This window comes from Rhizobium redzepovicii, assembly GCF_019793435.1.
GTDB lineage: Bacteria > Pseudomonadota > Alphaproteobacteria > Rhizobiales > Rhizobiaceae > Rhizobium > Rhizobium redzepovicii.
The window spans coordinates 114,963-134,385 of record NZ_JAILYH010000017.1 but is presented as its reverse complement, the minus strand read 5'-3'; the positions used below and the strand labels follow the sequence as shown (position 1 = coordinate 134,385).

At 63.7% G+C, this 19,423-nt stretch carries 18 protein-coding genes; 10 read left to right on the top strand and 8 right to left on the bottom strand.

Annotated features, from left to right (window positions below):
- The first annotated feature begins 79 nt into the window (after positions 1-79).
- From K6N12_RS25345 to K6N12_RS25325, 5 genes are all read left to right on the top strand, one after another.
- Positions 80-1,225, top strand: coding sequence for a citrate synthase (locus tag K6N12_RS25345; protein ID WP_097628841.1), 1,146 nt, complete (start codon positions 80-82; stop codon positions 1,223-1,225).
- Between the two features lie 105 nt (positions 1,226-1,330).
- Positions 1,331-1,849 carry a FecR domain-containing protein gene (locus K6N12_RS25340; RefSeq protein WP_097628842.1) on the top strand — a complete coding sequence of 173 codons (519 nt, stop codon included), beginning with the start codon at positions 1,331-1,333 and terminating at the stop codon, positions 1,847-1,849.
- 3 nt (positions 1,850-1,852) lie between these two features.
- Entirely contained in the window at positions 1,853-3,709 is a 1,857-nt protein-coding gene (locus K6N12_RS25335; protein ID WP_097628843.1) for a CHASE2 domain-containing protein, read from the top strand.
- A gap of 98 nt (positions 3,710-3,807) precedes the next feature.
- Positions 3,808-5,793 (top strand): DEAD/DEAH box helicase, encoded by a 1,986-nt coding sequence (locus K6N12_RS25330; protein WP_131710999.1) that lies wholly within the window; start codon positions 3,808-3,810, stop codon positions 5,791-5,793.
- A 147-nt stretch (positions 5,794-5,940) separates the two neighbouring features.
- Positions 5,941-6,600 carry a class I SAM-dependent methyltransferase gene (locus tag K6N12_RS25325; RefSeq protein WP_097628845.1) on the top strand — a complete coding sequence of 220 codons (660 nt, stop codon included), beginning with the start codon at positions 5,941-5,943 and terminating at the stop codon, positions 6,598-6,600.
- A gap of 18 nt (positions 6,601-6,618) precedes the next feature.
- Here K6N12_RS25325 and K6N12_RS25320 read toward each other — a convergent pair whose 3' ends face one another.
- Genes K6N12_RS25320 through K6N12_RS25300 form a run of 5 tightly spaced genes read right to left on the bottom strand, consistent with a single transcriptional unit; the run spans position 6,619 to position 12,077 of the window.
- The gene (locus tag K6N12_RS25320) at positions 6,619-7,842 is read right to left on the bottom strand and encodes a molybdopterin molybdotransferase MoeA (protein WP_097628846.1); all 1,224 of its coding nucleotides are present in this window, start codon (positions 7,840-7,842) and stop codon (positions 6,619-6,621) included.
- Positions 7,839-8,336: a cyclic pyranopterin monophosphate synthase MoaC gene (gene moaC / locus K6N12_RS25315; RefSeq protein ID WP_097628847.1), complete on the bottom strand. Its 498-nt coding sequence runs from the start codon at positions 8,334-8,336 to the stop codon at positions 7,839-7,841. The genes K6N12_RS25320 and moaC overlap by 4 nt, the downstream gene beginning before the upstream one ends.
- Position 8,337: 1 nt before the next feature.
- Complete coding sequence (gene trpC / locus K6N12_RS25310) at positions 8,338-9,150, bottom strand: indole-3-glycerol phosphate synthase TrpC (RefSeq protein WP_097628848.1); 813 nt, start codon at positions 9,148-9,150, stop codon at positions 8,338-8,340.
- Positions 9,151-9,159: 9 nt separating this feature from the next.
- Positions 9,160-10,176 carry an anthranilate phosphoribosyltransferase gene (gene trpD, locus K6N12_RS25305; RefSeq protein ID WP_097628849.1) on the bottom strand — a complete coding sequence of 339 codons (1,017 nt, stop codon included), beginning with the start codon at positions 10,174-10,176 and terminating at the stop codon, positions 9,160-9,162.
- 8 nt (positions 10,177-10,184) lie between these two features.
- Positions 10,185-12,077 (bottom strand): peptidylprolyl isomerase, encoded by a 1,893-nt coding sequence (locus tag K6N12_RS25300; protein WP_131710998.1) that lies wholly within the window; start codon positions 12,075-12,077, stop codon positions 10,185-10,187.
- Between the two features lie 219 nt (positions 12,078-12,296).
- On the opposite strand from K6N12_RS25300, the gene K6N12_RS25295 reads away from it, so the two are divergent.
- A complete protein-coding gene (locus K6N12_RS25295; RefSeq protein WP_003573046.1) occupies positions 12,297-12,578 on the top strand; it encodes a hypothetical protein in 282 nt (93 codons plus the stop codon).
- A 65-nt stretch (positions 12,579-12,643) separates the two neighbouring features.
- On the opposite strand, the gene K6N12_RS25290 is transcribed toward K6N12_RS25295, so the two are convergent.
- On the bottom strand, positions 12,644-12,898 hold the full coding sequence (locus K6N12_RS25290) for a GlsB/YeaQ/YmgE family stress response membrane protein (RefSeq protein WP_131710997.1): 255 nt from the start codon (positions 12,896-12,898) through the stop codon (positions 12,644-12,646).
- 672 nt (positions 12,899-13,570) lie between these two features.
- On the opposite strand from K6N12_RS25290, the gene K6N12_RS25285 reads away from it, so the two are divergent.
- The 3 genes from K6N12_RS25285 to K6N12_RS25275 all read left to right on the top strand — a co-directional run bounded on the left by K6N12_RS25285 (position 13,571) and on the right by K6N12_RS25275 (position 16,006).
- Positions 13,571-13,726 (top strand): entericidin, encoded by a 156-nt coding sequence (locus K6N12_RS25285; protein WP_097628852.1) that lies wholly within the window; start codon positions 13,571-13,573, stop codon positions 13,724-13,726.
- 464 nt (positions 13,727-14,190) lie between these two features.
- Positions 14,191-15,063 (top strand): transglutaminase family protein, encoded by an 873-nt coding sequence (locus tag K6N12_RS25280; protein ID WP_097628853.1) that lies wholly within the window; start codon positions 14,191-14,193, stop codon positions 15,061-15,063.
- A 100-nt stretch (positions 15,064-15,163) separates the two neighbouring features.
- Positions 15,164-16,006, top strand: coding sequence for a transglutaminase-like domain-containing protein (locus K6N12_RS25275; RefSeq protein WP_097628854.1), 843 nt, complete (start codon positions 15,164-15,166; stop codon positions 16,004-16,006).
- On the opposite strand, the gene K6N12_RS25270 is transcribed toward K6N12_RS25275, so the two are convergent.
- Positions 15,993-16,217, bottom strand: coding sequence for an alkylphosphonate utilization protein (locus K6N12_RS25270; protein ID WP_097628855.1), 225 nt, complete (start codon positions 16,215-16,217; stop codon positions 15,993-15,995). The genes K6N12_RS25275 and K6N12_RS25270 overlap by 14 nt on opposite strands.
- A 118-nt stretch (positions 16,218-16,335) precedes the next feature.
- Positions 16,336-17,229 (bottom strand): LysR family transcriptional regulator, encoded by an 894-nt coding sequence (locus K6N12_RS25265; protein ID WP_097628941.1) that lies wholly within the window; start codon positions 17,227-17,229, stop codon positions 16,336-16,338.
- A 135-nt stretch (positions 17,230-17,364) separates the two neighbouring features.
- Between K6N12_RS25265 and K6N12_RS25260 the strand changes: the two genes are divergently transcribed.
- Positions 17,365-18,792, top strand: coding sequence for an MFS transporter (locus K6N12_RS25260; protein ID WP_165503900.1), 1,428 nt, complete (start codon positions 17,365-17,367; stop codon positions 18,790-18,792).
- The last annotated feature ends 631 nt before the right edge of the window (positions 18,793-19,423 follow it).

The window sequence follows — 19,423 nt, the reverse complement described above, 5'->3', positions numbered from 1 at the left end:
TTTCTCCTTTACCGCCAGGATGATCCGGCCTAGTTTCATTGACGTCAATCTTGACGCTATTGATCAACATGAGGCTCCAATGCCGTGGCTGACCGCCGAGGAGGCGCTGCAGGCGCTGAAGACCAAGCCGCAGACGCTCTACGCCAATGTCAGCCGCGGGCGCATCCGCGCCAAGCCCGATCCCGCCGACCCACGACGCAGCCTCTACCAGGCTGCCGACGTGCAGCGGCTCGCCGAACGCCATGCCGGCCGGCGTAAAGCCGAAACGGTTGCCGCCGAGACGATCCGCTGGGGCGACCCGGTGCTCTCCTCGGCGATCTCCACCATCATCGGCGGACGGCTTTTCTATCGCGGGCGGGATGCCGCCGATTTCGCCGAGACGGCGACGCTCGAACAGACGGCGGCACTGCTCTGGAACGGTGCGGAAGCACTTGCTTCCCGCACTGCGGCTGGACATGCGGCTCCGTCGCTTCAGGCTGCATTCCTAGCGCTGGCAGGGCGAGTGACATCGGATCTGCCGTCGCTCGGCCGCTCGCAGGCAGCCCTGCGACGAGAAGCAAGCGGAGTGCTCTGCACGGTCGCCGATGCGCTGGCGCCAGGGTCTTCGGATAGGCCGCTGCATCTTCGGCTTGCGGAAAGCTGGCAGCGGCCGAATGCCGCCGATTGCCTGCGCCGGGCGCTGGTGCTGCTTGCCGATCACGAACTCAACGCCTCGACCTTCGCGGCACGGGTAACGGCATCTGCGGGCGCTGCCCTCTCGGCCGCCGTGCTTTCCGGCCTTGCGACGCTGACCGGACCTCTGCATGGCGCCGCCTGGCAGGGCGTCAACGCCCTGATCGAGGCGGCTTCAGCTGTTGGAGCGGAGCAGGCGGTTCGCCGCACGCTTGCCCAGGGCTATCGCCTGTCGGCCTTTGGCCATCCGCTCTATCCGGATGGCGATATCAGGGCTCAGGCGCTGCTTTCGCACTTTCTCCTGCCGCAGCCGTTTGCCGAAATCCGGGAAACTGGCGAGGACATGGTCGGTGAGAAGGTCAACGTCGATTTCGTGCTTGCCGCGATGGCCGCTGCCTTCGATCTGCCGCGGGAGGCGCCGATCATCATGTTCTCGCTTGCCCGTTCCACCGGCTGGCTGGCGCATGCGATGGAGCAGATCGACAGCGGCGAATTGATCCGGCCGCGGGCCCGTTATGCCGGGCCGTCGCCCGAAACCACCATCAACCCTTAAGAATTGGTTAGAGAAATATCCGAATTCGGCTATCATGCCGACATGGAAGAAGACGGTTGGCGGGCGCTTTCGAAAATATTGTCCGCACGGTCATGGGGGCTTTCCATGCATACGACCTTTCGCAGCCTGCTTGCCGCCGCACTTGCCGTCGGCCTTTTTCCGCATGGAACGGCCTTGGCGCAGTCTGCCGGCTGCACGATCGCGCGCGACGCCAGCGCCCGCCAGGTGTTCACTTGTCCCGGCGGGGTAAAGATCACGGCGGAGGCGGGTGCTTCCTTCCGCCTTGCCGACCGCAACCGTGATGGCAGCCCCGATTCGGCATCGCTGCGGCGCAAGGCGATCCTCGTCGATGTCGACAGCAGTCAGCATGTCGGCGGTTTCCAGGTAGTGACGCCGCAGGCGATCGCTGCCGTGCGCGGTACCCAATGGGCTGTCGACGTCGCCAGTGGCAAGACTTCGGTGCTTGTCGTCAGAGGCAGCGTCGCCGTCCGCCGGCCGGCCGGCGATCCGGTGGTGCTGTCGCCGGGCGAGGGCGTCGACGTCAGCAGCGGAACGGCCCCCCTCATCGTGCGTCGCTGGCCGGCGCCACGCGCCGCCGCCCTTCTTGCCCGCCTCGGCCAATAATCCATGAACCATCGCCTGCAAACGGTGATCGCGCTGTTGCTCGCCGGTTTTTGGGGGGCCGCGCTCGGCTATGCCAATCTGAACGGCGGAAGCGGCCTGCTCGATCGGATGGAGGCATCGCTTGCCGATATCCGCAGCGTCGTCATCGGGGCGACGCCACCGCCTCCCGTCGTCTCGATCGTTGCGATCGACGACCGCACCGCCGCCGCCTATGGTTATCCGCTTGACCGGGCAACGCTTGCGCGCCTCGTCAGCGCGATCACCGCCTTGAAGCCGAAGGCGCTGGCGCTCGACATTCTGCTCGTCGATCCGGGGCCAGAGGAGGGCGATGCGGCGCTGACGGCGGCCCTTGCAGAGGTCCCAAGCGTGATTGCGGCCGCGGCCACCTTTGCCAGGAGCAGCCAAGAGGTTACCGATGGTGCTAACGATCCGCTTGCCGCTATCCCCGAGGCAAACCAGCTGCTGCTGCCGCTTGCCCGCTTCGCCGAAGCAGCCGCCGTTGGCATCGTCAATGTGGCAACCGACCAAACCGGCACGCCGCGCTTCATTCCGCTGATTTCGCGCGGCGCAGACCGATTGGATCCGGCCTTTCCGCTGCGCGCCGCGTCGGTGGCGCTCGGCGTCGATCCGACCATCGAACGTGATGCCATCATGCTCGGCGCGTTGCGCATTCCCACCGATATCGGCCAGCGCCTGCCGGTGACCTTCTATGGTGGGCGCGGCAGCATCGCCACCTTCAGCGCCGCCGATGCGCTTGACGGCAAGCTTTCGGCGGATGCGGTCGCAGGACGGATCGTCGTCATCGGCTCGACGGTCGCTGGCGGCGGTGACGTCTTCCCGACGCCGTTCGATCCGGTCATGCCCGGCGTCGAGGTGATGTCGACGGCGATCACCCATCTCGTCACCGGCGACGGCATGGTGCGCGATCACAGGATGAGGCTGATCGATGCCGCCACGGCCGTCGGATTGCCGCTGGTGTTCGTCTCGTTGATCGCCTGGCGGCGGAGTGCGGCTGGCTATATCATCATCGTGCTGACGCTGATCGTCTGGGCGCTGCTCAATCTGTCGGCTTTTGCGCATGGCTACTGGCTGAGTGCGGCGCTGCCGATGGCCGCGGCGCTGCCGCCGGCGCTGATTTTCGGTGCCGCCGAGCTCTGGCTCGACCGCGGCCGCGCCCGCCATTTCGCCGAGCAGAGCGCGCGGCTGCAGCGCATCGAAGCGCCGGGCCTTGGCGAGTGGCTGGCGCGGGATCCGAATTTCCTTGCCCAGCCGGTGCGCCAGAACGCGGCCGTCATCTTCATCGATCTCTCGGGTTTCACCGGCCTCAGCGAAAAGCTTGGGCCGGTCAAGGTCAGCGAGGTGCTCAGCGGCTTCTTCGAACTGATCGACGAGGAGGCACGCGCTCACGGCGGCGCCATCACCAGCTTCATGGGCGACGGGGCGATGATCCTGTTCGGCCTGCCGGAGCCTGCCGATGACGATGCCGCCCGCGCCGCTGCCTGCGCCGTCAGCCTGTGCGAGCGCACCCGGGCCTGGCTTCAAGCGCATGCGGGCTTTGCCGAGAAGAAGATCGGCTTCAAGGTCGGCGCCCATTGCGGGCCGATCGTCGCTTCGCGGCTCGGCACCGGCGATCGGCAGCAGATCACGGCAGCGGGCGACACCATCAATGTCGGCAGCCGGCTGATGGAGGTGGCAGCCCTCCATGGCGTCGAGCTGGCGCTGAGCGCCGAAATCGTCCGTGCGGCAGGCCACGACAGCGCGCTGCTGCAGGTCGGCCGGATGGAGGGTCCGTTGGAAACGGCGCTGCGCGGCCGGGCAAGCCATATCGACACCTGGCTGTGGCGCAGCCGCACGCTTTGACAATCGCCGCCGGAGCGGCTAGGAACGGCGCAAATACCCCGCCGGCTGGCTCCGGCCATGGCGCAGTTCGCGCCTGACAGCTCCGAAAGATCGAACTCATGACAGAATTCAACGGCGTCGTTCCGGCGATCGCCAAGGCGTTGCAGAAGCGCGGTTACGCCGAACTCACCCCGGTGCAGAAGGCGATGCTCGATCCCAACCTCGCCGCCTCCGACGCGCTGGTCTCGGCCCAGACCGGTTCGGGCAAGACCGTCGCCTTCGGCCTGGCGCTGGCGCCGACGCTGCTTGAGGGCGGGGAACGCTTCGGCAATGCCGGCGCGCCGCTTGCGCTTGTCATCGCCCCGACGCGCGAACTCGCCCTGCAGGTGAAGCGGGAGCTCGAATGGCTCTATGAGATGACCGGCGCGGTGATCGCCAGCTGTGTCGGCGGCATGGACATCCGCAGCGAGCGCCGCTCGCTCGAACGCGGCGCCCATATCGTCGTCGGCACGCCCGGCCGTCTTTGCGACCATATCCGCCGCAGGGCGCTCGACATGTCGGAACTGAAGGCCGCCGTGCTCGACGAGGCCGACGAGATGCTCGATCTCGGCTTCCGCGAAGATCTGGAATTCATTCTCGATTCGGCGCCGGACGAGCGCCGGACGCTGATGTTTTCGGCAACAGTGCCGGCGGCGATCGCCAAGCTTGCCAAAAGCTATCAGCGCAACGCCGTGCGGATCAGCACCGCGGCTGAGGCAAAACAGCATGTCGATATCGAATATCGCGCGCTGATGGTGGCGCCGAGCGACCGCGAGAATGCGATCATCAACGTGCTGCGTTATTACGAGGCGACCAACGCCATCGTCTTCTGCTCGACGCGCGCTGCCGTCAATCATCTGACCGCGCGCTTCAACAACCGCAATTTCTCCGTCGTAGCGCTTTCCGGCGAGCTGACGCAGAATGAACGCACCCATGCGCTGCAGGCGATGCGTGACGGGCGCGCCCGCGTCTGCATCGCGACCGACGTCGCTGCTCGCGGTATCGATCTGCCGGGTCTCGATCTCGTCATCCATGCCGACCTGCCGACCAATCCGGACACGCTGCTGCACCGCAGCGGCCGCACCGGCCGGGCCGGCCGCAAGGGCATCAGCGCCATGATCGTGCCGCTGAATGCACGGCGCAAGGCTGAGCGCCTGCTTGAGAATGCCGGCATTTCGGCCGCCTGGGCGCGGCCGCCGTCGGCCGAAGAGGTAAATGAGCGCGACGACGAACGGCTGCTTGCCGATCCGATCTTCAGCGAAGCGCCGCAGGAGGAAGAACAGGGGCTGGTGCAGCAGCTGCTTTCCAGCCACGGCGCCGAAAAGCTCGCCGCCGCCTTCCTGCGTCTCTACCGCACTAACCATTCGGCGCCGGAGGACCTGATCGAGGTCACCGTGCAGGACGGGGGCAGCCGCAAGCGTCGCGACAATGCGGAGCCTTACGAGCCGGCGCAGAAGGGACCGCGCGAGGATTTCGGCGCCAGCGTCTGGTTCTCCGTTTCGGTCGGCCGCAAGCAGAATGCCGAGCCGCGCTGGCTGATCCCGATGCTCTGCCGCAACGGCAATGTCACGAAGCGCGAAATCGGCGCGATCAAGATGCAGCCCGAGGAAACCTTCGTGGAGATCGCGGCAGCGAGCGCCGAAAGCTTCCTGGCGGCGATCGGCCCGAACAAGGCGCTCGAACGCGGCATCCGCGTGACCAAGCTCTCCGGCACGCCGGATTTCAGCCGCGCCCCGTCGCCGAAGCCCTACGCCGGCAAGTCGTCGCGTGACGAGCGGCCGGGCGACACGGTCCGCGACGAACGCCCGAAGAACAAGTTCGGCAAGGGTCCGGGTGGCGGGTATGCCGCAGCCGACAATAGCGGCCAGCAAAGACAGGATAGCAAACCCTGGAGCAAGAAGCCCGGCAAGCCCGGCTTCGATGGCCCGAAATTCGACAAGCCGAAATACGACAAGCCGAAATTTGAAGGCGGCAAATCCGAAGGCGCCAAATCCGAACGCCCGAAATACGAGGGCAAGGGTGGCGCCGGGCCGAAGAACAAGTTCTCGAAGAAGAAGCCCGGCTGATTGCGCCGCAGCCCTTCGCCGGTTCAGGCGGAGGGCTTTGTCTGACGGTTGGCCGACAAGCGGATTTTCTCGACAGCGGCATGCCGCATCTCGCGATGAAGAACTATTGAATCGTTGGATTTATAGCCGGACAGGAGCATGACGACGATGAAACGCTCCGACACACCGCGTCCCGATCCGGCCGCCTTCATCCAGGCCAATCTGCCGATCTCACCCGTTCCGGCCATTCCCGAAATCTTGCTGCATACGGCTGGGCCTGTGAGCGGGCTCTGGCGGCTTGCCGGCCGCGAAGAAGGCGATCCAGCGCCCTATTGGGCCTACCCCTGGGCCGGCGGCGCCGTGCTTGCCCGCCATCTGCTCGACCGTCCTGAAGTGGTCGCTGGCCGTCGCGTCCTTGATCTCGGCTCCGGCTCCGGGCTCGTCGCCATCGCGGCGGCCAAGGCCGGAGCTGCCGCGGTCACGGCGGTCGATGTCGATGCCAACGCCATTGCAGCAATCGGTCTCAACGCTGCGGTGAACGGCGTGAACATCCTGGCCGTCGCCGCCGATATCATCGAGGCACCGCCGCCGCAGGAGACAGATATCCTCGCTGTGGGCGATCTGTTCTACGATTCCGCGCTTGCATTGCGGGTGATGGCTTTCCTGCGGCGTTGCCAGGCCTCCGGCATCGAGGTGCTGATCGGCGATCCCAATCGCGCTTACCTGCCGCAGGGCGCACTTCAGCGTATCGCGACGCATGCCGTTGCGGATTTCGGCGCAGGCTCCAGCGGCGGGGCGGTGCAGGCGGGCGTTTTTTCGCTTTCCTGAAGCAGCTGAAAGTCTGAACTATCCCAGAAGGTCCGGCCGCAGCAGCATGACCGGGCAGGGCGCTCCGGGAGGTAGCTCCGGCGCATGCGGCGGGCGGATGATGAGGCAGTCGGCTTGGGCAAATGCCTTCATCATCGAGGAGTCCTGTTTGCCGAAGGGGTCGGCGAGCCAGTTTCCGGCGGCGGATTTTGACAGTTTTGCCCGGATATAGTCCTGACGGTGGTCGTTGGCGCGCAGCGGGGTGGCCGCCTCGACGGTTGTCTCGCGCTGCACCGGCGGCAGGGAGGCGAGTTTGCGGATCAGCGGTTCCAGGAAAAGCAGCGAGCAGACGAGGCTCGAGACCGGATTGCCGGGCAGGCCGAGCACATGGGTCTCGCCGAAGCTGCCGACCATCAGCGGTTTGCCGGGACGCATGGCGATGCGCCAGAAATCCAGTTGCATGCCGGCCTCGATCAGCGTTGCCTGCACCAGATCATGGTCGCCGACCGATGCGCCGCCGAGCGTGACGACGACATCGGCCTTGGCGGCCCGCGCCGTATCGATCGCCGCAGTGATCCTGGCCTTATCGTCCGGCACGATGCCGAGATCAAGCACATCGGCGCCGGCTTTACGGGCAAGGGCTGCAATGCCGAACGTGTTGGAGGCGATGATCTGCGAAGGACCGGGCGTGCTTCCTGGCGGCAGCAGTTCGTCGCCGGTTGCGAGGATGACGATCAGCGGGCGTTTGAGGACCTCGACATCGGGGCGGTTCATGCCGGCAGCGACTGTCAGCCGCGAGAAATCGAGCACGGTGCCAGCCGGCAGCACCGCTTCGCCCTCGGCAAAATCCTGGCCGCGGGGACGCACGTGCTGGCCCTTCCGCACCGGGAAATTGGTTCGGATGCCGCCCTCGATCTTCTCGGCATCCTCTTGCAGCAGGACGCTGTCGGCGCCCGACGGAACCGGAGCGCCGGTGAAGATGCGGACGGTCTCGCCCTTGCCGACGCTTCCTTCAAAGGCATGGCCGGCTGAAGATGTGCCGATGACCTTCAGCACGGCGCCCGGCTCCGGCGCATCGTCACGGCGCAGCGCATAACCATCCATGGCCGAGGCGTTGAAGGGCGGTTGGGTTATCCCGGCCTTGAGATCGACGGCCAGGACGCGGCCTTCGGCCTCGGCGAGCGGCAACCTCTCCGATACCGCGACTGGCCTTGCGCGCGAGAGCAAGCGGCTTAGGGCCTCGGTGACCGGGAGAAGGTTCATCTCGCCTCCGGATGGCGGAAATCGCCCGATTTGCCGCCGGATTTTTCCAGCAACCGGATGCCGCCGATCTCCATCGCCTTGTCGGCCGCCTTGGCCATGTCGTAGATGGTCAGACACGCGACCGAGACGGCTGTCAGCGCCTCCATCTCGACACCGGTCTTGCCGGTCAGTTTGGCGATTGCCGTGACGCGCAGGCCGGGCAGGGCGGCATCTTCCTCGATCTCGACGGTGACCTTGGTCAGCATCAGCGGATGGCAGAGCGGGATGAGATCGGCGGTGCGTTTTGCCGCCATGATGCCGGCAACGCGCGCCGTGCCGATGACATCGCCCTTCTTGGCATTGCCCTCGCGGATCAGTGCCAGCGTTTCCGCCGCCATCTTCACATGGCCCTCGGCCGTGGCGATGCGCACCGTCTCGGCCTTGTCGGAGACATCGACCATATGCGCCTCGCCTGAGGCATCGATATGCGTGAGGCCGGGTTTTCCGCCGCTCATGTCATTCGGCCGCGATGGCGGCTTCACCAAAGAGCAGCGCGCGGGTGGCGGCCGTCACGTTGTCTTTTCGCATCAGGCTTTCGCCGACAAGGAAGGTGCTGATATCGACGGCCTGCAGCCGCTTGCAATCGGCATGGGTGTGGATGCCGCTTTCGCCGATGAGGAGCCGGTCGGCGGGAACCATGGAGGCAAGCGTCTCGCTGACCGTCAGGCTGACCTCGAAAGTCCGCAGATTGCGGTTGTTGATGCCGATAAGCGGCGAGGACAGCTTCAGCGCCCGCTCCATCTCCTCGGCATCGTGCACCTCGACCAGCACATCCATGCCGAGCGAGAAAGCCTCGTCCTGCAGCCGCTCGGCCTCGTCATTAGTCAGCGACGCCATGATCAGCAGAATGCAGTCAGCGCCCCAGGCGCGCGCCTCATGGACCTGATAGGTCTCGAACATGAAATCCTTGCGCAAAGCGGGCAGGGCGCAGGCGTCCCGTGCCGTCGTCAGGAATTCCGGGGCACCCTGAAAGCTCGGCGTGTCGGTCAGCACGGAAAGGCAGGCCGCGCCACCGGCTTCGTAGGCCTTTGCCAGCGACGGCGGATCGAAATCCGGGCGAATGAGGCCCTTGGACGGGCTCGCCTTCTTGATCTCGGCGATCAGACCAAAATTGCCCGCGTCACGCTGGGCAACGAGCGCCTTATAAAAACCACGCGGAGCGGACTGGCCAGCCTGCATCGCCTTCAGGTCGGCAAGCGACACCGCAGCCTTGGCAGCGGCGATTTCCTCGCGCTTGTAAAGTTCGATCTTCTTCAGAATATCGGTCATCGGGCAATCCTAGTCGATATCGTTGGAAACGGCGATGAGTTTGTCGAGGGCAAGCGCGGTGGCGCCGCTATCCAGCGACTGCGCGGCAAGCATCATACCGTCGCGAATCGTTTCGACCTTGCCGGCGATGACCAGCGATGCCGCGGCATTGGCGAGCGAAATATCACGATAGGCGTTCTTGGCGCCGCTGAGCACCTCGCGAAGCGCTGCGGCATTGGCGACGCCATCGCCGCCCCTGATGTCGGCGAGAACGCAAGGGCTGACGCCGAAATCGGCGGGCGACAGCTCGAAGGTGCGGATCTTGCCGGCTTCGAGCGCGGCCACCTTGGTGATGCCTGTCGTGGTGATCTCGTCGAGGCCGTCGCCATGGACCACCCAGACGCATTCGGAGCCGAGATCGCGCATGACTTCGGCAAGCGGCACCAGCCATTGCGGCGAGAAGACGCCGAGCAACTGGCGGCGGACACCAGCCGGACTCGAAAGCGGACCCAGCAGGTTGAAGATGGTGCGGGTGCCGAGTTCGACGCGGGAGGGGCCGACATGGCGCATGGCGGAATGATGAAGCTGCGCGAACATGAAGCCGACGCCGGCCTCGGCGATGCAGCGAGAGATGATCTCAGGGCCGACATCGAGCTTGACGCCGAGTGCGGCGAGATTGTCCGCCGCGCCCGATTTCGAGCTCAGCGCCCGGTTGCCGTGTTTTGCGACGGGGACTCCGGCGCCGGCGACGATGAGCGCCGCCAGCGTCGAGATATTGTAGGTGCCGCTGGCATCGCCGCCGGTGCCGACAATGTCGATCGCATCGGCCGGCGCTTCGACGGTCAGCATCTTCGAGCGCATCGCGGTGACGGCGCCGACGATCTCGTCGACGGTTTCACCGCGCACACGCAGCGCCATCAGGAAGCCGCCGATCTGCGAGGGCGTCGCCTGGCCGGACATCAGGATGTCGAAGGCGGCGCGGGCCTCGTCACGCGTCAGCGGCTCGCGGCTTGCGGCCTTGGCCAGGAACGGCTTCAGATCGGTCATAGGGCCTCCTAACGAAGCGTCGCCTGCTCGGCGAGCGTCTGGTTGATCTGCGCGCCGTACTGCGTCTGCAGCACGTTGACCATCTGATCGAGAATATCGTCGCCGGCGGCGTTGGCCATGGCGGTGATCTGGGCATCGCGGTTGTTCAGCGCGTCGCTAGTCGGCTCGCTGTTGACCTCGGTGACCTTCATCAGGATCTGCGTCGACGGATCGGCGCCGACGGCACTCGCGACCGCATCGACGGGGCCGGAGAAGGCGGCGGTGACGCCGGCGCGGCCAAGCACCGGATCATCGGTGGCGCGGGTGAGGCCGCTCTTGCTTTCGACGGCGATGCCGAGCGGCGTTGCAATATCGGCAAGCGCGGTGCCCTTGGCGGCTTCGGCCTTCAACGCCTCGGCCTTCTTGGCAAGTTCGGCCTTCTGCTGTTCCGCCGTCCAGTCTTCGACCGCCTTTTCGCGCACTTCGGCGACCGGGCGCTCGCGGGTCGGGGTAATTTCGCGGACGTTGAACCAGACATAGCCGTCATTGCCAATCGGCAGCGGCGGCGCATCGACGCCGACCTCGGTCTTGAAGGCTTCGCCGAGCAATTGCTGCTTGACGGGAATATCCTTGACCTCTTTGCCGTCCTTGTCGGCGCCGGTCATATCGACGGCGTCGACGGTCACGGCCTTGAGCTTCAGCTGGCCGGCAATATCCTCAAGCGTGGCGCCGCCGGCGCGCAAATCCTCGATGCGGTCATGAACGTTGATCACTTCCTGCGAAGCGTTGGAAAGCGCCAGCTGCTTGCGGATGTCTTCCTTCACCTCGTCGAAATTCTTGGTGGTTTCCGGCTTGATGTTGGTGATGCGAAGGATGACGGAGCCGAAGGAGCCCTCGACGACAGGTGTCGTGCCGCCGTCCTTCGAAACGGCGAAGGCCGCATCGGCAACGGCCTGGTCGGGAACCTTGTCCTTGGTGAATTCGCCGAGCAGCACGTCGCTTGCCGTCTTGCCCTGGTCGGAGACCAGCTGATCGAAGCTAGTGCCGCTCTTCAGTGCGGTTTCGGCGGCAGCGGCAAGATCCTTGCTGGTGAAGGTCAGCTGTTCGATTGTGCGGCTTTCCGGCGTGCGGTAGGTATCCTTGCTCTTGTCGAAGGCTTCGTGGATCTGGTCGTCGGTGACGGTCGCGGCGTCGGCGATATCGGCGGGCTGCAGCGAGAGATAGACGAGCTTGCGGTATTCAGGCGCCTGGTAGCGCTGCTTGACGCCATCGAACCACGTCGCCAGCACGTCGTCGGCAGGCGCCTTGATCGGCTCGATATTGGCGTTGGTGAGCAGCAGATAGTCGATGCTGCGGCTTTCATTGCCATAGAGCTTCAGAGCGTCGACCAGCGTCTTCGGCGCGGTGAAGCCGTTCGAGATGGCATCGACGACCTGGCTGCGGACAGCGACCTTGCTGCGCTCCTTGATGTAATCGTCCTGGCGGATATTGGCGTTGCGCAGGCGCGAGATGAAGAGTTCTCGGTCAAATTTGCCGTTGACAGCCTTGAAAGCCGGATCGTCGGCGATCAGCTGGGCGAGGCGATCTTCGGACAGGCCGAGGTTCATGTCTTCGGCGAGCTGGTCGAGCGAGGCGCCGGCGACGAGCTGGGAAAGCACCTGCTGCTCGACGCCGAAAGCGCGAGCCTGTTCCGGAGTGAGACGCGTGCCGAACTGCTGGCCGAGACTTGCCACCTGGCGCTGGTAGGCGAGGTGGAATTCGTTGACGTCCACATGCTGATCGCCGACGGTCACGACCGTGGTGCTGTTGCTGCCGGTAATCAGCGACCGGGAGACGCCCCAGATGCCGAACGACGCGACCAGCAGAAGCATCAGCAGCTTGGCGACCCAGGTCTGAGCGGCTCTTCTCAGGATATGGAACATAGAAACGCAAACCTCGCAGTATCATTGAGCCGCGCGCGGGCGGACATTCGACGTTCCTTAGAACAAACCCGACAGGAAATGAAGAGTTTGTCGCGCGAAAAGCTGCGCCGGGCGGCGGTGGCCGCGTGGCGGCCCTGCGGCCAACAAAAGATCGGCTGCGGCGGAACCTTTCGGGCCGCCATTTCGTTGAAGCGGCATCCCATGCAACAGGAGCAGACCATGGCTGAATTGAAAACCGCTTCCGCCGAATCCACCGCTGCACGCGTCAAGGCTGATATGGCAGCAGACGACCTGTCGGCGCAGGTCGCAGCCCTTCGCAACGATCTCTCCCGGCTGACGGAAAGCGTGGTCGCGCTCGGGCAGGGGGCAAAGTCGGCGGTTACCGACGAGGCGTCGTTGATGACGGAGCAACTGCGCGACAAGGTTCGTGAAGAACCGCTCATGGCGCTCGCGGTGACGGCAGGCATCGCCTATGTTTTCGGCCTGTTGAGCCGCCGCTGAAAGACAATTCGAGACAGAGAAAAGCCGGACGCGAAGCGCCCGGCTTTTAACTATGTCTGCGGCAATCAGCGACGGATGACGCGGCCGACGAAAATCAGAATGCAGGCACCGACGAAGCCGGTGATCAGATAACCCAGCCAACCGGCCAGCGGCTGGATGTGCAACAGACCAAGGATCCAGTTGGCAACGATAGCGCCGACGATGCCGAGCAATATGTTCATGAGCAAACCCATATTGCTGCTCATGACCTTTTCCGCCAGCCATCCGGCGATGCCACCGATGATAATGGCTGCAATCCAACCCACGCCTGCGTTTTCCATGGTTATCTCCCTCCTGGCAAAACGAGTCACAGAATGCACGAAACGAAAGGAAGTTCCACTCCCAGTTACGAGATTGCCTGCCGCTTCAGCGACTTATGTGACTTACGGCTGCAGCACGGTAACAGGGGAGTGCAAGGCGTATGAAGCAATCTGGAACAACAGGCCGGCAATGGCAATCATCGCGAAACCTAACGGCATGATCAGGCTTTTGGTAAACATTGTTCCTCTCCCCCTTTGCATAAAGCATAAGCGGAAGCGGACGACGCGCAAGTATATTATTAATGAATAGTTAAGTATGGCATTTAACTAAAATGTATTACATTGGCGAATGCTGAAATACTTGCAGAAATTGAAATGTTGCTTGTCTGTCATTTGAGAGTGCGCGCGCAAGGATCCGGGTCCATCGCGCTCGGCGGTTTGCGGAAGCTGACTGGCGGCAGCAACCTCTATGTCCGGTGGACGACGAGCATGAAGACGAGGAAGGAGGCTGTCGCAACGGTCGCGGCGAAGGCAATCTGATAATCCATGTCGTGAACCCCGGTTGGATGGCTTCCATAAACGCCGGTGGCGCCATTGAGTTCCCGATGCGGTTCGCGCTAAACGCCCGCGGATTGATTTTGCCGGGGATTGCATCATCTTTCCCTGATCGCCATTCCATCCGGGGAAAACTTGATGACAAAAACTGCAATCGCCTTCGCCTGCATTTACCTGCTCACACTTTCCGGCTGCGGCAACACCGCATACGGGCTGAAGAAGGATGGACAGGAGGCGAGCCACGCCATGGACAATGCGACACATCGGGTGCTTTCCGCAGGCGCCAAGAAGTAAGGCGGGCGCCAAGAAGTATGGCGCGGGAAAAAGAATCACGGCGAAAAAAGCCCGCCTGGGGTGAGGCGGGCTGGCAATAACAGGAGGAATGGACGGATAGACGCCGTCTCTGCTAATAATGCACTTCCTTAAGCGCTTGGCTTTACGTCATTCGACGTATCCGCCACCGTTCCAGCAGCAGCCTATACGATCAGGCTTCGGAATCGGATCAGAAGTTGCCCCAGTTCTGGGCGCGGGCACGGGCACGAATAATCCGGTATTCGCGACCGCCATAGAGCGAGCCGATTGTCAGCATAAGCGTCAGAACGTCCCAGATGATATGCATTTTATCCTCTTAGGTTGGACGGGCTCTGCCGTCGATCGGTTGATGCAGAATAGCAATCTTTCGAATGTGCTTATATGACAAGAAATCGGGATAAGCAGGAAGCGGGCAGGGCGCGCCTCACGCGGAGGATAGCCGGCCTATGACGATTTTCTCCGTCCGCCACATCACGTCCTATCGTTACGTCAGGGATGTCGATTTCGGCGAGCATCGCTTGATGTTCCGGCCGCGCGACAGTTTCGACCAGCGGCTGATCGAAGCGTCGTTGGCGATATATCCCGAGGAAAGCCATGTGCGCTGGATCCACGATGTTTTCGGCAATTGCGTGGCGCTCATCGATATTTCGAGGCCGGCGTCCGAGCTTCGTTTCGAAACCTGGATCACGCTCGATCATACGCCCCAGGTTGCCCTCGATCTCAAGGTCGACGATCAGGCGCTGACCTATCCATTCTCCTACGACAAGGACGAGATTGCCGATCTGACGCCGGCGATGCAGCGCCATTATCCCGACCCCAACGACGAGGTCGGACGCTGGGCGCGCCAGTTCGTCCGCCAGGGGCGTCCGACGGAAACCGGGCATATGCTGATGACGCTCTGTTACGCCATTCGCGAAAGCTTCGCTTATGCCCGCCGGATGGAGCACGGAACGCAGACGCCGCTGCAGACTTTGCAGCTTCGCTCCGGCACCTGCAGGGATTTCGCGCTGCTGATGATGGAAGCCGCACGCGTCCTCGGCCTCGCCGCGCGGTTTGTGACGGGCTATGTCTATGTTCCCGACCGGGACGGCTCCACCGTGCTCGGCGGCGGCTCCACCCATGCATGGTGCCAGGTTTACCTTCCCGGCGCCGGCTGGGCGGAGTTCGATCCGACCAACGGGATCGTCGGCAACCGCGATCTCATTCGCGTCGCCGTCGCCCGCGATCCGCGCCAGGCCGTCCCGTTAAGCGGCAGCTATGATGGCGATGGGACGGATTTCGACAGCATGACGGTGCAGGTCAACGTCACCACCAAGTAATCCTCGATTTGAGCGCGGCGACGGTCGCGGCTGCGGGAACCGGGCAGCACGATCGACGTTGCATAGTCACGCCATCTGGGCGGGATGCGAGGACGCCACCATGAAAATACGCGCCGGGTTTCATCTGGGCTATGAATGCATACAGCCGACGCCGATGCTGCTCGCCCTCAACATTCATCCTTCCCGCCGCGCCGATCTTCTCAGCGAGCAGGTGCTGGATTTCGACCGGCCGATCGAGGCCTGGGAATATACCGACGGTTTCGGCAATGCCTGCAGCCGGATCGTCGCCCCGGCTGGAGTGACGACGATTTCCACCGAGTTCGAGATTTACGACAGCGGCCAGCCCGACGTCGTTCCCGACGATGCCGTCCAGCACGCGATCAACGACCTGCCGGACGAGGTGCTCGTCTTCCTGCTCGGCAGCCGCTATTGCGACACCGACAGGCTTGCCGATTTCGCCTGGGCAACCTTTTCATCGACGCCGCTTGGCTGGGCGCGTGTCCAGGCGATCTGCGATTTCGTCCACGACCACATCACCTTCGACTACCTGAAGGCCGACCTGCTGCGGACCGCGCATGGCGGCTTCGTCGACAAGGCAGGTGTCTGCCGCGACTTTGCCCATCTCGCCATCGCGCTTTGCCGATGCATGAATATTCCAGCCCGATATTGCACCGGCTATCTCGGCGATATCGGCGTTCCGATCGATCCCAATCCGATGGATTTCAGCGCCTGGTTCGAGGTCTTTCTCGGCGGCCACTGGCATACGGTCGATGCCCGCCACAACACACCGCGCATCGGCAGGATCCTCATGGGGACCGGCCGCGACGCCACCGACGTCGCAATGTCGACAGCCTTCGGGCCGGCAGTGCTTTGCCGCTTCGAGGTGATCACCGAGGAAGTGCCGCAGGAAGCGGCTGATAAGGCCGATCCTATGCCTTCTTGAGGAATTCCGTTTTCAACACCAGACCCTTGACCTGCTTGGTGTTGCATTCGATCTCGCCGGGATTGTCGGTCAGGCGAATGCCCTTGACCAATGTTCCACGCTTCAGCGTCTCGGAAGTTCCCTTGACCTTGAGGTCCTTGATCAGCGTCACGGAATCGCCGTCATGAAGCTGGCTTCCGTTACTATCCTTTATGATGATGTCGTCGGCCATGATGTTCCCGCCTGATAAATTCGTTCAATGATCTTCGGCGGGTAATCACGTCGACATGGGATAGTCAACTATCACGAACGGATCGATCGTCTGCCCGCGGTGCTCCGTCGCCAGTCGATCACGTCGCCGCGCAGGCATCCCGAACGCAGCCGCGCAGCCAGCGATGGCCCGGATCGGCATCCATCCTCGGATGCCAGAGCAAGGAAAGCGTGATCTCGGGGATCGGAACGGGCAAGGGAAAACTGTGCATTTCCCGGCGCAATGCGCCTGTGTGCCGTTCCGGAACACAGGCGATCAGATCCGAGGCGCGGGCGAGCGCCAGCGCCGTGGAAAAACCGCCGACGATGGTGGCAATCTGGCGTTCGAGCCCGAGCGCATCAAGAGCTTCATCGATCGGTCCCTTGTCGAGCCCGCGCCGCGAGACGGTGATGTGCCGGCCGGCTACATATCGGGCGGGCGTGATCTCGCCCTGGCAGAGCGGATGCCCTATCCTCACCACGCCGACGAAACGGTCGCGGAACAAGGCCTGCGCCCGCAGCTCCGGCCCCATCGTTTCGCCGACGACGCCGGTTTCCAGGTCGACGGTTCCGTCGCGCAACGGGGCGCTGTCCTTATCCGGTTTCTGCACGAAGCGCAGCCGCACGCCCGGCGCTTCACCACCGAGGCGGGCGATCAGATCGGGTCCGAAGGTCTCGGCGAAACCTTCGCTGATGCGCAGCGTGAACGTCCGGACCAACCGTGTGAGATCAAGCGCCTCGGCAGGGCGCAGCACCGCTTGCGCTTCCTCGACGATCCGGCCGACCCGCTCGCGCAGTTCGAGCGCTCGGGGCGTGGGGACGAGGCCGCGGCCGGCGCGCACCAGCAGCGGATCGCCCGTCGTCTCGCGCAGTCGCGCCAGCGCCCGGCTCATGGCCGACGGGCTGAGCCGCAGCCTGTGGGCGGCGCGGGCAACGCTGCCCTCGACGAGCAGCACATCCAGGGTGACGAGCAGGTTGAAATCGGGTGTCGACATGCATCCGATATAACACAGCTTCATATGGCGTCCAACGCACGAATAGAATGCAAATGCTGCGCGTTCCGCCATACCGCGCGGAGGACTATGTTTGCCGGCGGCTCCCTTTCCGGAGCGAGAAAAACGGAGTCTACGGTGAAACCGATCATTACAGAGCGCGGCGAGGCCGCCGCCGAACGCCCCTATTCCGTCCGCTGGGCACTCGCCAGCCTTTCCCTCTCGATTCTGCTGCCATCGCTCGGCACCAGCATCGCCAATGTCGGCCTGCCGAGCCTGGCGCGGGGGTTCGACGCCGCCTTCCAGGATGTCCAGTGGATCGTGCTCGCCTATCTCCTTGCCATTACTACTTTGATCGTCAGCGTCGGGCGGCTCGGCGATGTCACCGGCCGGCGACGGCTGCTGCTCACCGGCATCCTGCTCTTCACTCTGGCCTCGGTCCTCTGCAGCCTCGCGCCGACGCTGTGGCTGATGATCGCGGCGCGCGCGCTGCAGGGTCTGGGCGCGGCAATCATGATGGCGCTGACCATGGCCTTTGTCGGTGAAACGGTGCCGAAGACGAGGACCGGCAGCGCCATGGGGCTGCTCGGAACGATGTCGGCGATCGGCACCGCTCTTGGGCCCTCGCTCGGCGGTCTGCTGATCGCCTGTTTCGGTTGGCCGGCGATCTTCCTCGTCAACGTGCCGCTCGGCTTGGCGACCTTCGTTCTCGCCTATCGCCATCTGCCGGACGATATCGGCGGAAGGAAGAAGGATCGGGCCGGCTTCGACATGGTGGGCACGCTGCTGCTTGCCTTGACGCTTTCGGCCTATGCGCTGGCGATGACGATCGGGCATGGCAGCTTTGGCCTGTTGAACCTCGCCCTGCTGCTCATTGCCGGTTTCGGCGCCGGTCTCTTCGTCTTCGCCGAGGCGAGAACGGCATCGCCGCTGATCCAGCTGGCGGTGTTCCGCGACCGCGTGCGCACCGCCAGCCTGGCGATGAACGGGCTCGTCTCGACTGTGATGATGGCGACGCTGGTGGTCGCGCCCTTCTATCTCTCCCGTACGCTCGGGCTCAACGAGGCGCTGGTTGGCACCGTCATGTCGATCGGTCCGGTGATCTCGATCCTCAGCGGTGTCCCGGCCGGTCGCCTGGTCGATCGCCTGGACACGCCCTTCGTGGTTGCTGCAGGGCTCGTCGCCATGGCCATCGGTTCCATCGCTCTCGCCGTGCTGCCCGGAATTGCCGGCTACATCGCCGGAATCGCTCTGCTGACATCAGGCTATCAGTTGTTCCAGGCGGCCAACAACACGGCCGTCGTGGCGGATGTGCAGCCCGACCAGCGCGGCGTCATCTCCGGCGTGCTCAACCTGTCGCGCAATCTCGGGCTGATTACCGGCGCATCCGTCATGGGGGCCGTGTTCGCGTATGGATCGGGGAGCTCAGAGATCGCCGCGGCACGGCCCGAGGCCGTTCATTCAGGTATGCAGATCACCTTCGGCGTCGCAGCCGCATTGATCGCCATCGCGTTGACCATCGCGGCCGGGACCTACCGGCGGCGAACCAGTTCCGCAGGAGCATGAACCGCAACCGCAGCGCTCTAACCGGATCTATCGAGTAAGCTCTCCTCCAGGGGATTATGCATTCAGCCGTAGAACTCAGACCAAGGTCCGATCGGTCCCGGACTTCGTGCCCCATACCAACCTTCGATCGTTGCAATAGCTTTGCGGAATGAGTCGAATTTCGGAGCTTTTAGTGTGACCAAGATCATCATTTTGGGGATGATAGTGATGCCGGCTATCTTTTGGGGTTCTGTTGGCGTCTGGATCTATTCGCTGCTTTCGTGAGCGGCTGTGGCTTCAGTCCCCATCGCGATTGCTGTGCAGCAATACGGGCGAGGCTCAACAGATCGCTGATGGCAAGGAGATCGACAGTCGAACGGGCGAGGCGGCCGGGCTTCGTGACAATGAGCGTGTCGGCCTCGCGCACTTAGTCTGCAGAATCATTCGGCGGCATGCTGCTCGCAGCGCGCAAAGGAAACGAGCTCGTCTTTCTCGGGGAGTGGGAACCGGCTTTAACGAGCGTTCCGCGAATGGACGCCGGGAGAAGATGGAAAGCTGATCATCGCAAGCCTGCTGTCGATTGCAAAACGCGGTCCTAGTCGATCCGCGCCCTGTTGCTGAAACCGACTGTCGGGCGTGGACGCATGACGGC

Bases quoted from the DNA above. Each gene is read 5' to 3' on its own strand.
- K6N12_RS25270 (WP_097628855.1), bottom strand. From the start codon at position 16,217: ATGGCCGACGACATCATCATAAAGGATAGTAACGGAAGCCAGCTTCAT.
- K6N12_RS25280 (WP_097628853.1), top strand. From the start codon at position 14,191: ATGACGATTTTCTCCGTCCGCCACATCACGTCCTATCGTTACGTCAGG.
- K6N12_RS25330 (WP_131710999.1), top strand. From the start codon at position 3,808: ATGACAGAATTCAACGGCGTCGTTCCGGCGATCGCCAAGGCGTTGCAG.
- K6N12_RS25295 (WP_003573046.1), top strand. From the start codon at position 12,297: ATGGCTGAATTGAAAACCGCTTCCGCCGAATCCACCGCTGCACGCGTC.
- K6N12_RS25325 (WP_097628845.1), top strand. From the start codon at position 5,941: ATGAAACGCTCCGACACACCGCGTCCCGATCCGGCCGCCTTCATCCAG.
- K6N12_RS25335 (WP_097628843.1), top strand. From the start codon at position 1,853: ATGAACCATCGCCTGCAAACGGTGATCGCGCTGTTGCTCGCCGGTTTT.
- K6N12_RS25345 (WP_097628841.1), top strand. From the start codon at position 80: ATGCCGTGGCTGACCGCCGAGGAGGCGCTGCAGGCGCTGAAGACCAAG.
- K6N12_RS25320 (WP_097628846.1), bottom strand. From the start codon at position 7,842: ATGAACCTTCTCCCGGTCACCGAGGCCCTAAGCCGCTTGCTCTCGCGC.
- K6N12_RS25290 (WP_131710997.1), bottom strand. From the start codon at position 12,898: ATGGAAAACGCAGGCGTGGGTTGGATTGCAGCCATTATCATCGGTGGC.
- K6N12_RS25285 (WP_097628852.1), top strand. From the start codon at position 13,571: ATGACAAAAACTGCAATCGCCTTCGCCTGCATTTACCTGCTCACACTT.
- trpC (WP_097628848.1), bottom strand. From the start codon at position 9,150: ATGACCGATATTCTGAAGAAGATCGAACTTTACAAGCGCGAGGAAATC.
- moaC (WP_097628847.1), bottom strand. From the start codon at position 8,336: ATGAGCGGCGGAAAACCCGGCCTCACGCATATCGATGCCTCAGGCGAG.
- K6N12_RS25265 (WP_097628941.1), bottom strand. From the start codon at position 17,229: ATGTCGACACCCGATTTCAACCTGCTCGTCACCCTGGATGTGCTGCTC.
- K6N12_RS25340 (WP_097628842.1), top strand. From the start codon at position 1,331: ATGCATACGACCTTTCGCAGCCTGCTTGCCGCCGCACTTGCCGTCGGC.
- K6N12_RS25300 (WP_131710998.1), bottom strand. From the start codon at position 12,077: ATGTTCCATATCCTGAGAAGAGCCGCTCAGACCTGGGTCGCCAAGCTG.
- trpD (WP_097628849.1), bottom strand. From the start codon at position 10,176: ATGACCGATCTGAAGCCGTTCCTGGCCAAGGCCGCAAGCCGCGAGCCG.
- K6N12_RS25275 (WP_097628854.1), top strand. From the start codon at position 15,164: ATGAAAATACGCGCCGGGTTTCATCTGGGCTATGAATGCATACAGCCG.